The organism is uncultured Tateyamaria sp., assembly GCF_947487805.1.
Lineage (GTDB): Bacteria > Pseudomonadota > Alphaproteobacteria > Rhodobacterales > Rhodobacteraceae > Tateyamaria.
In genome coordinates this window covers 95,248-110,487 of record NZ_CANKXW010000008.1, presented here as the reverse complement: position 1 = coordinate 110,487, position 15,240 = coordinate 95,248, and the positions used below count along the sequence as shown (strand labels likewise).

The 15,240-nt window shown below is 62.6% G+C and carries 19 protein-coding genes; 15 read left to right on the top strand and 4 right to left on the bottom strand.

The genetic code is table 11. The annotated features are described in order from the left end of the window. Window positions 1-30: 30 nt before the first annotated feature. Window positions 31-993 (bottom strand): malate dehydrogenase, encoded by a 963-nt coding sequence (mdh, locus tag Q0949_RS17285; protein WP_299375174.1) that lies wholly within the window; start codon window positions 991-993, stop codon window positions 31-33. A 164-nt stretch (window positions 994-1,157) separates the two neighbouring features. On the opposite strand from mdh, the gene Q0949_RS17280 reads away from it, so the two are divergent. Further along, window positions 1,158-1,913 carry a sulfite exporter TauE/SafE family protein gene (locus tag Q0949_RS17280; protein ID WP_299375171.1) on the top strand — a complete coding sequence of 252 codons (756 nt, stop codon included), beginning with the start codon at window positions 1,158-1,160 and terminating at the stop codon, window positions 1,911-1,913. 61 nt (window positions 1,914-1,974) lie between these two features. On the opposite strand, the gene Q0949_RS17275 is transcribed toward Q0949_RS17280, so the two are convergent. Then, the gene (locus Q0949_RS17275; protein ID WP_299375168.1) at window positions 1,975-2,298 is read right to left on the bottom strand and encodes a hypothetical protein; all 324 of its coding nucleotides are present in this window, start codon (window positions 2,296-2,298) and stop codon (window positions 1,975-1,977) included. 353 nt (window positions 2,299-2,651) lie between these two features. Between Q0949_RS17275 and Q0949_RS17270 the strand changes: the two genes are divergently transcribed. The 14 genes from Q0949_RS17270 to Q0949_RS17205 all read left to right on the top strand — a co-directional run bounded on the left by Q0949_RS17270 (window position 2,652) and on the right by Q0949_RS17205 (window position 13,932). Further along, complete coding sequence (locus Q0949_RS17270) at window positions 2,652-3,506, top strand: CoA ester lyase (protein ID WP_299375165.1); 855 nt, start codon at window positions 2,652-2,654, stop codon at window positions 3,504-3,506. A gap of 2 nt (window positions 3,507-3,508) precedes the next feature. After that, entirely contained in the window at window positions 3,509-4,063 is a 555-nt protein-coding gene (locus tag Q0949_RS17265) for an NnrU family protein (RefSeq protein ID WP_299375162.1), read from the top strand. A gap of 4 nt (window positions 4,064-4,067) precedes the next feature. Continuing rightward, window positions 4,068-4,271 carry a DUF1737 domain-containing protein gene (locus tag Q0949_RS17260; RefSeq protein ID WP_299375160.1) on the top strand — a complete coding sequence of 68 codons (204 nt, stop codon included), beginning with the start codon at window positions 4,068-4,070 and terminating at the stop codon, window positions 4,269-4,271. Continuing rightward, window positions 4,271-5,302 (top strand): MaoC family dehydratase, encoded by a 1,032-nt coding sequence (locus tag Q0949_RS17255; protein ID WP_299375158.1) that lies wholly within the window; start codon window positions 4,271-4,273, stop codon window positions 5,300-5,302. Before Q0949_RS17260 ends, Q0949_RS17255 begins: the two co-directional genes overlap by 1 nt. A gap of 118 nt (window positions 5,303-5,420) precedes the next feature. Continuing rightward, a complete protein-coding gene (locus tag Q0949_RS17250; RefSeq protein WP_299375155.1) occupies window positions 5,421-6,134 on the top strand; it encodes a DUF4344 domain-containing metallopeptidase in 714 nt (237 codons plus the stop codon). Window positions 6,135-6,186: 52 nt separating this feature from the next. Further along, complete coding sequence (locus Q0949_RS17245; protein WP_299375152.1) at window positions 6,187-6,846, top strand: DUF1194 domain-containing protein; 660 nt, start codon at window positions 6,187-6,189, stop codon at window positions 6,844-6,846. A 153-nt stretch (window positions 6,847-6,999) separates the two neighbouring features. After that, window positions 7,000-7,383: a succinate dehydrogenase, cytochrome b556 subunit gene (gene sdhC / locus Q0949_RS17240; protein WP_299375149.1), complete on the top strand. Its 384-nt coding sequence runs from the start codon at window positions 7,000-7,002 to the stop codon at window positions 7,381-7,383. A gap of 13 nt (window positions 7,384-7,396) precedes the next feature. Continuing rightward, window positions 7,397-7,768: a succinate dehydrogenase, hydrophobic membrane anchor protein gene (gene sdhD / locus Q0949_RS17235; protein WP_299375146.1), complete on the top strand. Its 372-nt coding sequence runs from the start codon at window positions 7,397-7,399 to the stop codon at window positions 7,766-7,768. A 41-nt stretch (window positions 7,769-7,809) separates the two neighbouring features. Further along, complete coding sequence (gene sdhA / locus Q0949_RS17230) at window positions 7,810-9,615, top strand: succinate dehydrogenase flavoprotein subunit (protein ID WP_299375143.1); 1,806 nt, start codon at window positions 7,810-7,812, stop codon at window positions 9,613-9,615. Window positions 9,616-9,621: 6 nt separating this feature from the next. Further along, window positions 9,622-10,452 carry a hypothetical protein gene (locus tag Q0949_RS17225; RefSeq protein WP_299375140.1) on the top strand — a complete coding sequence of 277 codons (831 nt, stop codon included), beginning with the start codon at window positions 9,622-9,624 and terminating at the stop codon, window positions 10,450-10,452. Then, window positions 10,449-10,778, top strand: coding sequence for a hypothetical protein (locus Q0949_RS17220; RefSeq protein ID WP_299375137.1), 330 nt, complete (start codon window positions 10,449-10,451; stop codon window positions 10,776-10,778). Before Q0949_RS17225 ends, Q0949_RS17220 begins: the two co-directional genes overlap by 4 nt. A 13-nt stretch (window positions 10,779-10,791) precedes the next feature. Then, window positions 10,792-11,571 carry a succinate dehydrogenase iron-sulfur subunit gene (locus Q0949_RS17215; RefSeq protein WP_299375134.1) on the top strand — a complete coding sequence of 260 codons (780 nt, stop codon included), beginning with the start codon at window positions 10,792-10,794 and terminating at the stop codon, window positions 11,569-11,571. A gap of 255 nt (window positions 11,572-11,826) precedes the next feature. Continuing rightward, window positions 11,827-12,996 carry a type III PLP-dependent enzyme gene (locus tag Q0949_RS17210; protein WP_299375131.1) on the top strand — a complete coding sequence of 390 codons (1,170 nt, stop codon included), beginning with the start codon at window positions 11,827-11,829 and terminating at the stop codon, window positions 12,994-12,996. Window positions 12,997-13,086: 90 nt separating this feature from the next. Further along, a complete protein-coding gene (locus tag Q0949_RS17205) occupies window positions 13,087-13,932 on the top strand; it encodes a DUF1989 domain-containing protein (RefSeq protein ID WP_299375128.1) in 846 nt (281 codons plus the stop codon). On the opposite strand, the gene deoD is transcribed toward Q0949_RS17205, so the two are convergent. Both deoD and Q0949_RS17195 read right to left on the bottom strand, forming a co-directional pair. Continuing rightward, a complete protein-coding gene (gene deoD / locus Q0949_RS17200) occupies window positions 13,933-14,640 on the bottom strand; it encodes a purine-nucleoside phosphorylase (protein ID WP_299375125.1) in 708 nt (235 codons plus the stop codon). Between the two features lie 92 nt (window positions 14,641-14,732). Further along, the gene (locus Q0949_RS17195) at window positions 14,733-15,056 is read right to left on the bottom strand and encodes an H-NS histone family protein (protein WP_299375122.1); all 324 of its coding nucleotides are present in this window, start codon (window positions 15,054-15,056) and stop codon (window positions 14,733-14,735) included. Window positions 15,057-15,240 lie beyond the last annotated feature (184 nt).

Here is a 15,240-nt window from a genome sequence, read left to right as displayed (position 1 = left end):
CCGGCCCAGAAAATGCGTTTATGTGGCGATTTATGCCAGGCTGTCGTCGATACCTTTGCAGGCGTCGACCAGACCTTTGACCGCGTTGACGGAATTGTCGAACATGGTCTGCTCTTCCTTGGTCATCTGGATGTCGATCACCTTCTCGACGCCACCGGCACCGATCACCGTGGGCACGCCCACATACATCCCCTTGAGACCCAGCGCGCCGTCCACATAAGCCGCACAGGGCAGGACGCGTTTCTGGTCCTTGAGGAACGCTTCGGCCATTTCGATGGCGGATGTCGCGGGCGCATAAAAGGCCGACCCGGTTTTCAGCAGGCCAACGATTTCGGCACCGCCGTCACGGGTGCGCTGGACAATGGCGTCCAGTTTTTCCTGGCTGGTCCAGCCCATTTTCACCAGATCGGGCAGTGGGATGCCGGCCACGGTGGAATAGCGTGTCAGCGGCACCATCGTGTCGCCGTGGCCACCCAGAACAAACGCTGTCACGTCGCGCATCGACACGCCGAATTCCTCGGCGAGGAAGTGGCGGAAGCGCGCGCTGTCCAGAACACCGGCCATGCCGCAGACTTTCTCGTGGGGCAGGCCCGAAAACTCGCGCAGGGCCCAGACCATCGCGTCGAGCGGGTTGGTGATGCAGATGACAAAAGCATTGGGCGCGTGATCGCGGATGCCTTCGCCCACGGATTTCATGACCTTGAGGTTGATGCCCAGAAGGTCGTCGCGGCTCATCCCCGGTTTGCGGGGCACACCGGCGGTGACGATGCAGACGTCCGCGCCCGCGATGTCCTCATAGGACTGGGTGCCGCTCATCTTGGCGTCGAACCCTTCGGAAGGGCCGGATTCGGCGATGTCGAGGGCTTTGCCTTCGGGCACGCCTTCGGAAATGTCGAACAGGACCACATCGCCCAACTCCTTGAGAGCTGCGAGGTGGGCAAGGGTGCCGCCGATCTGACCGGCGCCGATCAGGGCAATCTTGGGTCTGGCCATGGGTGAGGTTCTCCGCACTTTGGGTTTAACTTGGCGCGGTGGGTACCCTGCCGTGGCCTTTGGCGCAAGTGTGCTGCGCTGCGGCACGGCGCGAACGGGCACTGGCGGGCCTGCAACTGCCCCGCTAAAAGGCACGGGCAACAGGGTTTTTGAGGGCGCGCGCGATGTTGGAGCTGGATTTCTGGTTTTTTGCCATCGCCGCCCCGGCGGTTGTGTTCGCGGGCATCTCAAAGGCCGGATTCGGATCGGGCGCGTCCTTTGCGTCGGCGTCGATTCTGGCGCTGGTGCTGGATCCGGGGCTGGCGCTGGGGGTGATCCTGCCGCTGTTGATGCTGATGGATGTGTCGGCGCTCAAACCCTATTGGGGCAAATGGGACTGGCCGGTGTCGCGGCGCATGATTCTGGGCGCGTTGCCGGGGGTTGCGCTGGGCGCGCTGCTTTATGTGCGGACGGACGCGGATGTGTTTCGCGTGCTGATCGGCGTGATCTCGATCGCCTTTGTGATCTGGCAGGTGGGGCGCGGGCGCGGCTGGATCAAACTGGCGCAGAGCGCGCTGCCCGCATGGGTCGGTGCGGCGACAGGTGCGGTGGCGGGGTTCACCAGCTTTGTCAGCCATGCGGGCGGGCCGCCCGCGGCGGTCTACTTGCTGTCGCTGAACCCGACCAAGACGGAATACCAGTCGAACACGGTGCTGATCTTTACCGCGATCAACGTGTTCAAATTCGTGCCTTACGCCTTTCTCGGCATGTTCACCGCCCAGACATTCATCGCCAATCTGGCGCTCGCGCCCTTTGCCCTGCTGGGCGCGTGGATCGGGGTGCGGGCGCATTATCTCGTGCCGGAACGCGCGTTTTTCATCCTGACCTACGTGCTGCTGATCCTGACGGGAACCAAGCTGATCTGGGATGGCCTGACCTGAACGGCAAAAGGGCGGACCGATATGGCCCGCCCCCCATGCGTGTTCAATGATGTGGCGCCGTTCAGGCGTCGTTGCCCTTGGCGGGCAGCGCCTCGGCCAGTTCCTCGAACGCCTGACCGCTGGCCACAAGGCAGGTCATGCCATTGGGCGTGGTCACGGTGATGGTCCAAGTTCCGCTTTCGTCCGAGGCGAACACCTCGATCACCGCGTTGTTGGCACCGAGCCCCATGGATTGACGGGTTTCGCCGTACCCTTCGGCCAGCCGCGTCACCACGATGTCGCGGGGACCGCAATTGCGGCTTTGCTGGGCGGCAGCGGCGCTGGTCATCACGGACGTAGCCAGGGCCACAGCACCCAATGTCTTCAAGATCGCATTCCGTTTCATCACGTTCAGCCTTTCACAAAAGGAAGGCGTCACCTCTGGTCATCCGGGCATCCGACAGCGCGGCGATGACCGGGCAGCCCCGGGTCATGTGTCATCCGATCCTTCGTTCCGTTCACAGTTCGGCGCCCCTGCCGAAACGGCCCTCCCGGAAAAATCGGAGTGGGTGCAGCCTGCGCTGAGGGACTGAATTAATGGTTAACACCCCGTACGGTGATGTGATCAATTTGAACGGAGCGGCCGGAGTGGACGCGTTTTCGCCAAAAAATTCTGCACTGCGGCGCGAATGGCCTTGAACTATCTGGAAAAAAATGCCCCTTTCCGCGCAACTTTATAACTTTGGCCAGGAGGCTTTTATGTCCGACGCCCGCCCGCTTCGCTCTGTTCTGTACATTCCCGGTTCGAAACCGCGCGCTTTGGACAAGGCGCGGACGCTGCCTGTGGATGCGATCATCTTTGATCTCGAGGACGCGGTGTCAGTTGATGAAAAGGCGGCCGCGCGGGGCACATTGGCCGATGCACTGGCCGAAGGTGGATATGGCGCGCGGATGAAGATCATCCGGATCAACGGCCTCGATACGCCATGGGGGGCGGAGGACGCGCGCGCGGCGCAAGCGATGGGGGCGGATGCCATCCTGCTGCCCAAGGTGTCGACGCCCGCCGATCTGGATGCGCTGGCCGCGATCACCGGTGACACGCCCCTGTGGGCGATGATGGAGACGCCGCTCGGCATGCTTAATGCCGCCCAGATCGCCGCGCATCCGCTGCTGCGCGGGATGGTGATGGGCACGAATGATCTGGCCAAGGAACTGCAGACCCGGTTCCGCCCGGACCGCGGGCCGCTGATGGCGGGCCTGGGCCTGTGCGTATTGGCGGCCAAAGCGCATGGCTGTGCGATCATCGATGGGGTGTTCAACGCGTTCAAGGATGTGGACGGGCTGGCCGTGGAATGCGCGCAGGGGCGGGATATGGGCTTTGACGGCAAGACGTTGATCCATCCCGCACAGGTGGACACGGCCAATGCGGCGTTTTCGCCCTCGGAGGCGGATGTGGACCTCGCCCACCGGCAGATCGCGGCCTTTGAAGAGGCCGAGGCCAGCGGGCAGGGGGTTGCGGTGGTTGATGGACGTATCGTCGAGAATCTGCACATCGTGACCGCGCGCGAAACGCTGGCCAAGGCGAGTGCCATCGCGGCCATGATGGAGGGATAGAGATGTACTGGATCATTTTGCTGGCAGGTGTCGCGCTCTGGTGGGCGGCGCACCTGTTCAAACGGGTGGCACCTGCGCGCCGTGCGGCGATGGGGGATGCGGGCCGTGGGGCTGTGGCGGCGGCACTGGCGGTGTCGATTGTGCTGATGGTGATCGGCTATCGCGGCACGGAGTTCATTCCGGTTTGGCAGCCGCCCACGTTTGCGGTTCACATAAACAATCTGGCGATGCTGATTGCCATCTACATGCTGTCGCCTGCGCCCAAGCGGGGCAAGCTGCTGTCGGGGTTGCGGCATCCGATGCTGACCGGTTTCGGCATCTGGGCTGCGGCGCACCTGTTGGTCAACGGGGATCTGGCGTCGATCGTGATGTTTGGTGGGCTGCTTGTCTGGGCCATCGTGACGCCGCGCATCATCAACGCCGCCGCGCCGGGTTGGCAGCCGAATACGGGCGGGTCGTTGGCCAAGGATGCCATGTTCCTTGCCGGGTCGGTCGTTCTGCTTGGCGTGATCGGCATGGTCCACAACTGGCTGGGTGTCTGGCCGTTCCCGGGGTAAGTATATGAAACTCTATCGTTTTCTGTCCGAAGAGGACACGTCCGCTTTTTGTCACAAGGTGACGCAGGCGCTGAATGCCGGGTGGGATCTGCATGGCAGTCCGACCCAGACATGGGACCATGCCGCGGGCGTCATGCGCTGCGGTCAGGCCGTGACCAAGGAGGTGGAGGGCGACTACCACCCGGATATCAAATTGGGGCAGCAGTGATGGCCAAGACCAACGCGGGGCGTTTTTTCGAGGATTATGCCGTGGGCGACGTGTTGAACCACGCGGTGCCACGGACGGTGGGGGCGGGGGAGCGGGCGCTGTACCATGCGCTTTATCCTGCACGGCATGCGCTCTATTCCTCGGACAGTTTTGCGCAGGCATCGGGCCTTGAGGCATCGCCCCTCGATGACATGATTGCCTTTCACACTGTGTTTGGCAAAACCGTGCCGGACGTGTCGCTGAATGCGGTGGCGAACCTGGGCTATGCCGAGGGGCGGTGGTTGCAGCCGGTCTGGCCGGGTGACACGCTGACCGCCCAGTCTGAGGTGATCGGGGTCAAGCAGAACTCAAACGGCAAATCCGGCGTTGTGTATGTCCGTACGACGGGTCGCAACCAGCATGGCGATGATGTGTTGAGCTATGTGCGCTGGGTGATGGTGCGCAAAGGCAACCTTGATGCGCCTGCGCCCGAGACCGTCGTGCCGGAACTGGCACAGGTTGTCCCCGCGGGGACACTTGCGGTGCCTGCGGGGCTGACCTTTGAAAACTATGATTTTGACCAGGCGGGCGAGCCGCATCGGTGGCGCGATTACCAGATCGGCGAACGGATCGATCACGTGGACGGTGTGACCGTCGAAGAGGCCGAGCACATGATGGCGACGCGCCTGTGGCAGAACACGGCGAAGGTACATTTTGACACTTCGGCGCGCGCTGACGGGACGCGGTTGATCTATGGCGGGCACGTGATTTCGATGGCGCGGGCATTGTCGTTCAACGGGCTGGCCAATGCGCAGATGGTTGTGGGACTGAATGCGGGCGCCCATGCGAACCCGTGTCTGGCGGGGGACACGATCCGGGCATGGTCGGAAGTTCTGGACAAGGCGGAGACGGATGCACCCGGCGTGGGTGCGATCCGGCTGCGGCTGGTGGCGACCAAGGGGGGGGCGCCGTTCCGGTTGCGCGGAGAGGATGGGAAATATGTGCCGGACGTGCTCTTGGATCTGGATTACTGGGCGTTGATGCCCCTGTAGGGATGTCGGGGTGACGCGCGTTCTGGCGAACGACGCCCCACCCGCCATCCCGCAGCGCGCTTGCGCGCTGGTGTTTGGGTTTTTAGGCTGGTTTGGAGACTGTTGAGGAGCCTGTCCGATGTTGCGTCCCGTGATTCTTGCCGCGAGCCTTGTTGCCGCCCCTGTCCATGCGGATGAAGCGCGCGAGGCCTTTGTCGAGGCGAACCTGCTGGGCATATTCTATCACGAATTGGGTCACGCGTTGATCGATGTGCTGGGCCTGCCCGTCTTTGGGCAGGAGGAGGATGCGGCGGATGTGGCGTCGATCCTGATGATTGATGCGTTCTATGAGGAGGACGCGGCGCAGGACCTGGCCTATGACGCCGCATTCGGGTTTCTGGCCGAGGCGGAGGCCGTGGGCGATGTCGCCTATTGGGACGTGCACGGCCCGGATGAGCAGCGGTTCTACAACACTGTGTGCCTGTTTTACGGCGGCAACCCGGAGGCGCGCGAGGATTTCGCGATCGATATGGAGCTGCCCGAGTACCGCGCCGACACCTGCCCCGAGGAATATGAGCAGGCGCTGGACAGCTGGGGGGCGGCCTTTGACGAGATTGCGGGAGCGGGCGAGACATTGCAGTTCGAGGCCGCGGCGGACAGCCTCACGGCGGATGTGATCAGGGCGGAAGTTGCGGCGTTGAACGCGGATTTCGCCTTGCCCGAGGACGTCGCGGTGCGGGTCGAGCCCTGTGGCGAGGCCAACGCGTTTTATGATCCGGGTGCTGTGGCGATCATCATGTGCACCGAGTTCGAGGACCATCTGCGCAGCCTCTATGATGCCTTGGCCGAGTGACCACATCAATGTGAGGTGCACTCTGCGTTTTGCCGCGTGTAGGATTATCGGCATGTTGCGTTACCTTGCCCTTGCCCTTTTGTGCGCGTCGCCGGTGCGGGCCTGTGATCTGGCGCTGTTGCTTGCGGTGGACGTGTCGGGATCCGTGGACCGCGACGAATACCGCATCCAGATGGACGGCTTGGCCGCGGGGTTGCGCGACGGGATCGTGGCGGATGCGTTGATTGCGCAGCGCGCGCAGGTGTCTGTGGTCCAGTGGACCGGTGCCTCGCGGCAGCGGCAGACGGTGCCGTGGACTCCGATCCGCAGCTATGCGGATGTGATGGCGCTGGCGGACGTGATTGCGAGCGATCCGCGGATCTGGCGCAATTATTCCACCGCGATTGGCGAGGCGCTGTCGGTATCGCGTCTGGCACTGGAAGATGTGGCGTATTGCACGCGGCGCGTCATCGACGTGTCCGGCGATGGAGTGTCGAACGAAGGGGTGGAGCCCGCCACGCAGCGGGCCGCGATGAACGCGCAGGATATCGTCGTGAACGCCCTAGCGATTGAGACGGATGCGACGGACCTGACGGCATACTTCTTTGAAAACCTGATCACCGGGCCCGGGGCATTTGTTGCGACGGCGGCGGGATTCGAGGATTACCCTGAACAGATCAAACGCAAGTTGCAGCGTGAAACGACCAAGCAGGTGACCCGTCTGGCGCGGTGAAGTGCCTATTGTGATCACACCAAAATGACATGTGATCACATAGCTGCACAATAGCACCAATGCGCCAAAAAACCGCGCCAATTGTGATCGCGTTGCGCGTGACTCGGGCGGAAAAAACAGTATCAAGAGATCAGGGAACAAAAAGGACGCACTATGGCCGACGTCAATCGGGGCAATCGCCCGCTATCGCCGCATCTGCAAATCTACCGCCCGCAATGGACGTCGATCTCGTCCATCATGGTGCGGATCACCGGCATCGGCTGTTTGATCGCATCGGCGCTGATCGTGTGGTGGTTGCTGGCGGCGGCCACGTCCGAGGCGGCATTCAACGCCATCGACGGCTTCTTGCGCAGCTTTCTGGGCACACTGATCCTTGCGGCAGCGATGTGGGGCATTTTCTACCACATGTTGGGCCGCTTGCGGCACGTGCTGTGGGATTTCGGGTATCTGGTGCAGGTGCCGGTGTCCGAGGGCATGGCCAAGGGCATGTTCATCGGGGCGACGTTGCTGACCATTTTCGTTCTGGTCGCGGTTTGAGGGAGAGTTCGACATGCGCTTTTTGACTGATCGCAAACGTGCCGCCGGGCTTGGGTCAGGCCGCGAGGGGACACACCACCATTGGCAGATGATGGTCAGCTCGATCCTTCTGGTGCCCTTGGTGCCGATCCTTGTGTTCCTGTTTGCCGCCGCGCTGGGCGGGAACCATGCCGAGGTTCTGGCGTTCTTTGGCCGCCCGATCCCGGCCATTCTGATGGCGCTGTCGCTGGTGGTCGTGATCCAGCACCTGATGCGCGAGGCACATGCCGCGATCGAGGATTACGTGCATGGGGCGGCGGGCAAATTGACGCTGATCGCCACAACGGCCTTTGCCTACACGCTGATCGCCGCAGGTTTGTTTGCAATCGCGCGCATCGCGCTTTGACACTTTCCGGGCGCGCGCGCCCGAACCGATAGGAGGCCGATATGGCTGCATATGATTACGAGACGCATGAATATGACGTCGTGGTCGTCGGGGCCGGTGGCGCCGGGCTGCGGGCGACGCTGGGCATGGCTGAACAGGGTCTGCGCACCGCTTGCGTGACCAAGGTGTTCCCGACCCGCTCGCACACCGTCGCGGCGCAGGGCGGCATCGCCGCATCGCTGTCCAACATGGGCCCCGACAACTGGCAGTGGCACATGTATGACACGGTCAAGGGATCGGACTGGCTGGGTGACACGGACGCGATGGAGTACCTCGCCCGCGAGGCGCCCAAGGCGGTCTATGAGCTGGAGCATTACGGCGTGCCGTTCTCGCGCACCGAAGAAGGCAAGATCTACCAACGCCCCTTTGGCGGCCACACCACCGAATTTGGTGAAGGCCCCCCGGTGCAGCGGACGTGCGCCGCCGCCGACCGGACGGGCCACGCGATCCTGCACACGCTCTATGGGCAGTCGCTGAAAAACAATGCCGAGTTCTACATCGAATACTTCGCCATCGACCTGATCATGTCCGAAGATGGCGTTTGCCAGGGCGTGCTGTGCTGGAAGCTGGATGACGGCACCATGCACCTGTTCAGCGCCAAGATGGTTGTTCTGGCGACGGGTGGCTATGGCCGTGCTTACTTCTCCGCCACATCGGCGCACACCTGCACCGGCGACGGTGGCGGTATGACGGCGCGGGCTGGCCTGCCTCTGCAAGACATGGAGTTCGTGCAGTTCCACCCCACCGGCATCTATGGTGCCGGCTGCCTCATCACCGAAGGGGCGCGGGGCGAGGGCGGATACCTCACCAATTCCGAGGGCGAGCGGTTCATGGAACGCTATGCGCCGACCTATAAGGATCTGGCGTCGCGTGACGTTGTCTCGCGCTGTATGACGATGGAAATCCGCGAAGGGCGCGGTGTGGGCGAGCAGGGGGATCACATCCACCTGCACCTCAACCACCTGCCCAAGGAAACGCTGGACCTGCGCCTGCCCGGTATCTCGGAAAGCGCGCGCATCTTTGCGGGTGTCGACCTGACCAAGGAGCCGATCCCGGTGCTGCCCACCGTGCACTATAACATGGGCGGTATTCCGACGAATTACTGGGGTGAAGTGCTGGCGCCTACCAAGGACAACCCTGACAACGTGTCGCCCGGCCTGATGGCCGTGGGCGAGGCGGGCTGTGCCTCGGTGCACGGGGCCAACCGTCTGGGCTCGAACTCGCTGATCGACCTTGTGGTGTTTGGTCGTGCGGCTGCAATCCGCGCCAAGGATGTTGTCGATGCCGATGCGCCTGTACCCACGCCGAACCAACGCTCGGTCGAGGCGGCGTTCTCGCGCTTTGACGGGCTGCGTTATGCCAAGGGCCACGTGCCGACGGCGGAACTGCGTCTGGAAATGCAGAAGACCATGCAGCAGGACGCCGCCGTTTTCCGCACGGACAAGACACTGGCCGAGGGCGAGGAAAAGATGAAAGAGGTTGCGGCCAAGCAGAGCGATCTGAAGGTGACCGATACGTCGCTCGTCTGGAACTCCGACCTGATGGAGACGCTGGAACTGACCAACCTGATGCCCAACGCGGTAGCCACGATTACGGCCGCGGCGGCGCGCAAGGAAAGCCGGGGTGCGCACGCGCACGAGGATTATCCCGACCGCGACGACGAGAACTGGCGCAAGCACAGCCTTGTCTGGTTCCAGGGCAACGAGGCGTCGCTTGGCTTCCGCGGGGTGCATCTGCAACCGCTCACCAGCCACAATGACGGCGGCATCGATCTGAAAAAGATCGCGCCCAAGGCACGGGTGTATTAAGCGTCCATGGCTCAGGCGGCGCAGGTCTCAGAGGTTCCGGCATTCGCGCCTGCGCGGGTGCTGCGGGTCTATGGCATGCGCCGGTCTGGCAATCACGCGCTGATCGACTGGCTGATGCGCAATGCGCCGGGCGGGTCTGGCCTGTTCCTGAACAACTGCAAACCGGGGCGTGATCCGGTGTCCACAACGCGCGGGGCGTCCGTTTACGAGGGCGGTACCGTGGTCGACCTGCAAGGGCGCAAGCCCAAGCTGCGCGCGGCGGGGGATGCACCGTTCACGCTGGTGTCCTACGAAGATGCTATGCCACCCCGTGAACGTCAGCCGCTTTATGATGCGCCCGAAACCTGCGTGATCATCTACCGCAGTTTCCTGCACTGGTCGGCGTCCCTGCTGCGCAAGATCCAGGGCAATGCGGGCTATGGCCCGTTGGAGCGGATGCGGATCATGATGATGGCGATGCGCACCTATGGCGAAATGTTGGACAGGGTGCAGGAGGACGATGTCGTCCCGCTTTATTACGACGCGTGGATGCAGGACGAGGCCTACCGCGCCTCCGCATTGGACCGTCTTGACCTGCCGGGCCGAGATCTGGGGCTGGGGGCTGTACAACGCTATGGCGGCGGGTCGTCCTTTCAGGGCAAGGCCGCGACGGTGGCAGATCTGGCCACTACCTCGCGCAGCGAACAGATGGCCGACGATCTTGAATACCAACTGTTTCTGTGGACCACCGCCCGTGATCTGGGGTTCATGCAGCGGCTGGCGGGTGTGTTCCCCACAGATGCCGAACGCTTGTCTGGCTTGCTCGACACCGCGCAGGCGCAGGTGCGCCTGCCATGATCCGCGCGTTTGCCCTTGTGTCCCTCTTGGCTGTCAGTGCCTGTGATCAGGCCAGTCAGGCCGCCGATCAACTGGCGCGGCAGTCCGCCAAATCGGCCGTGACCGAAGCGCTGGCCACCCGCTTTCCCGCTGTGCCGAAACAGGCGATCACGCCCTTTACCGACTGCGTGATCGACAATTCCACGGCCCGCGAGATCACCGAATTCGCGAAGGCCGCCGTGATCGGCGTCACCGACGCGACCGCTACCCAAGTGCGCACCGTTCTGGGGCGCTCCGAAACTCAACAGTGCATTTTCCGGGCCGGGCTTGACGCCCTGACCGCGTGAAAGGAGAACCGACATGGTCCAACTGACGCTTCCCAAAAACTCCCGCATGCAGACGGGCAAGACATGGCCCAAGCCCGAAGGCGCAAAGAACGTGCGCAAGTTCCAGATCTATCGCTGGAACCCGGATGACGGCAAAAACCCGCAGGTCGACACTTATTTCGTGGATATGGACACGTGTGGGCCGATGATCCTGGACGCGCTGATCAAGATCAAGAACGAGATCGACCCGACGCTGACCTTCCGCCGGTCGTGCCGCGAAGGGATTTGCGGATCCTGCGCAATGAACATCGACGGGATCAACACGCTGGCCTGCATCTATGGCATGGACGAGGTGAAGGGGGACGTGAAGATCTATCCCCTGCCGCACATGCCGGTGGTGAAGGACCTGATCCCCGATCTGACGCATTTCTATGCCCAGCACGCCAGCATCATGCCTTGGCTGGAGACCAAGACAAACCGCCCCGCCAAGGAATGGCGCCAGTCTATCGAGGACCGCAAGAAGCTCGACGGCCTCTATGAATGCGTGATGTGTGCGTCCTGCTCGACCTCCTGCCCGTCCTACTGGTGGAACGGCGATCGCTATCTGGGACCAGCGGCCCTGCTGCACGCCTATCGCTGGATCATCGACAGCCGCGATGAGGCAACGGGTGAGCGGCTGGACGATCTTGAGGATCCGTTCAAGCTTTATCGTTGCCACACGATCATGAACTGCGCCAAGACCTGCCCCAAGGGCCTGAACCCGGCAGAGGCGATTGCGAACATCAAGAAGATGATGGTCGACCGCACGGTCTGAGCCGCCTGACAATTTGCAAACGCCCCGCCCTGTCGCGGGGCGTTTTGCATTGTGGCAGCCATATCAAAAACGCTGGCACTGCCATGCAAAAATTGCAGCTTCTCAAGATCGTTTTTTTGTCCGATATGCGGCCTATAGACGCCAACGCACGCGCCTCTGTCCCTCTTGGGTCACGCCCCACGGAATACGTAGCGACGGTAACGTCTCCTTTCTGAACCCAGCGGCCTGAACGGCCCGTTTTCGTTGGAGATGACCATGAACGCCTACGTCACCGATTTCGCGGTGCGTGCCCCTGCACGCGTCACACGCGCCGAAGCCTATATCGCCCGCCATGCATTTGACCGCCCGACGCTGGTTTTGGACCTGGATGCGGTCGAGACGCAGTATCACGCGCTGGCCGCCGGTCTGGGCCGCGCGCACATCCACTATGCCGTCAAGGCGAATCCGCAGCGCGAGGTCATTGCACGGCTGGTACAGTTGGGATCGCATTTCGATGCGGCCTCCCGTGGGGAGATTGAGCTGTGTCTGAGCCAGGGCGCGGATCCTGCGACGATCTCCTTTGGCAACACGGTCAAACGTGCGTCGGATATTGCGTTCGCGCATCAGGCGGGGGTGGCCCTGTTTGCTGCCGATGCTGAAGAAGAGCTGGAGAAGATCGCCGAACATGCGCCCGGTGCAGAGGTATACATCCGCCTGATCGTGGATGCGAGCCAGGCCGACTGGCCGTTGAGCCGCAAGTTCGGCTGCGCGCGCGACAAGGCGCTGGCGCTGCTGGGGCTGGCTACGGCGCTGGGCCTGAGCCCGCGGGGGTTCAGCTTTCACGTGGGCAGCCAGACCCGGCAGGCGGCGATGTGGGGGGGCGTTCTGGACCAGATCGCGCAAGTATGGCGCGACGCGCAGGCCGCGGGCTTTGCGCTGGACCTGTTGAACATCGGCGGCGGTTTCCCTGCGTTCTATGGCGAGGCGATTGATGCGCCCGCGTCCTATGCCGCGTCCGTGATGGCGCAGGTCCGGACCCGGTTTGGCGATGTGCCGCATGTGATGGCAGAGCCTGGCCGGGGCCTTGTTGCCGAGGCGGGCGCCATTGCGGCCGAAGTACTGCTGGTGTCGCGCAAGTCGAAACGGGACCTGCACCGCTGGGTCTATCTGGATATCGGCAAGTTCTCGGGCCTGGCCGAAACCATGGACGAGGCGATCCGCTATCAGTTTGGCACTGCGCGCGACGGGCACCAGACCGGCCCGTGCATCGTGGCGGGTCCGTCCTGCGACAGCGCGGATGTGCTTTATGAAAAACGCATGGTGGATCTGCCGCTTGATCTGGCGGCAGGGGACCGCGTGGTGATCCGCAATTGCGGTGCCTACACGACGACCTATGCCACGATCGGGTTCAACGGGTTCCCGCCGCTGGATGTGATCGTGATCTGAGAAGGGTTCGAACAGCAGCCCCGCCGCAAAGAAGGGGCTTGCAGCGCGCCGCGTGGCGCGCAATCCATGGCGGAGAGGGGAGGCTCCGCCATGGACACACCAAAAGACGCTGATGCACGCAGGGCCATAGCGCCCGTGATCTGTTATCCAAACGACACGTTGCCCGCGCCGGACATGGCCCGCTATGCACAGGTGCGCGCGGGCATGAGCAAGATCAGCGAGACCATCGCACCCCCGCGCGAGGCCGCCTGTTTCGAGGTGCCCGCCGGTCACGTGTTCCGCATTTCCTCGGTCGAAGGGCCGCAAGTCGGTGATCTGAACCTGTGGAACGCGCATGATCTGGGTGAGCGGTTCTATTCCGGCAAGACCCGCGCGCTGCACGGGACGCACATCACCACCGGAGAGCGGATGTGGAGCAGTTTTCCGCACCTGCGCCCGATGGCCACCGTGATCCATGACACTTTGGGCTGGTACGGGATCGATCAGTACGGCGGGTCGGTGCACGATGTCATCGGCACACGCTGCGATCCCTACACCGGCAATTTGCTGCAAGGGGGGCATTACCACCACTGCTGCCATTCAAACCTGACCCGCGCGCTGGCCGATCATACCAGGCTGCCGCTGGCAGAGGCCGAGGGCCATGTGCACGATGTGCTCAACGTGTTCATGTGCACCGGGTTCACCCGCGATACGGGCCAGTATTTCATGAAGGCGTCACCCGTAAGGCCAGGTGATCACATTGACTTTGTGGCCGAGATCGACCTTTTGGGCGCGCTCAGCGCCTGTCCGGGGGGCGATTGCGGGTCGGAGCATACGTCTGACGTGGCCCCGTGCCACCCGCTGAAGATCGAGGTGTTTGCGCCCGCGCCCGGCGCACTGGACGGGTGGTCCAGCCCGCCGGTCAACGGCTATGACCGGTCACACGGGCGCGGCTGATCAGCTGGGGAATGCCGCCTGAAGCGCGATCTCCACCATATCGCCAAATGTCTTTTCCCGGTCCTCGCTGGGCAGGGCCTCACCCGTCTGCAAGTGATCGCTGACGGTCAGAACGGCGAGGGCGCGGCGGCCAAAGCGGGCGGCAAGGGTATAGAGCTCTGCCGCTTCCATTTCGACGCCGAGGATCCCGTGACGCACCATCTGTTCGTCGAGATCGGGGCGTTCGGCATAGAACACATCCGAAGAATAGATCCCGCCCACGTGCGTCTTGGTGCCCTTGGCCTCGGCGGCCTTTACGGCGCTGGCCAGCAGGCCGTAGTCGGCACAGGGCGCATAGTTGATTTCCTTGAAGAACCCGGACGACGGCGAGGTAATCGTGCTGGCCGTCATGGCGATGATGACGTCACGGATGCCAACCTGGGGCTGCATTCCGCCGCAGGATCCGATGCGGATCAAGGTCTGTGCGTCATAGTCGCGGATCAGTTCGTTGGCATAGATCGACAGGGACGGCATGCCCATGCCCGACCCCTGAATGGTGACGCGGTTGCCGTTCCAGGTGCCGGTAAAGCCCAGCATGCCGCGGACTTCGTTCACCAGCTCGGCCCCGTCCAGAAACGTCTCGGCGGCCCACCGCGCGCGGTAGGGGTCGCCAGGCATCAGCACGGTTTCAGCAATTTGTCCGGGTTTGGCGCCGATATGCACGGTCATGGGAGGGCTCCGATCTTGGGATGAGTCGGGCCACGTTACGCAAAACCGGCAGGGGATACGAGGGGCGACGCAACGCCCGCCCCGCGCAGGTATCAGATCAGCAGGTCATCACTGCTTTTGCCGCTGTCGATTGCGGTCTTGTACCAATTGGGCTGGCGCCCTTTTCCCGTCCATGTCTGGCTGGGATTGTCGGGGTTCATGAATTTCGGTTCTGCGGCGCCGCCTTTTGCGGGGACGCGGCCTGATTTCTTGCCTGTCAACTCTTCGAGCGAAAAGCCAAATTCCGCAGCTGCCTTTTGCGCGGCTTCCAGTGCGTCTTTCTTTTCTTTCTTACGCAGATCAATGATCGCGCTGTCCACATCCTTGCGCAAAGCTTCCAATTCGGCTCGCGTCATTTTTTGCAGATTGAATGCCATTTCGGCCTCCGACAACTGTTCTTGAGACCTCTGGGTATTTTCGATTTATCCAAGTAAATCAATGGACCGAAACGACTATTTTGTGTCAGCGGCAACAGTTTGCCCGTGTGCCGGGATTTCTTCGCTTGTCAGTGGAAAATATCAATTTTCCCGAGTGACGCCGGGAAAATTAATTCCATTCCAC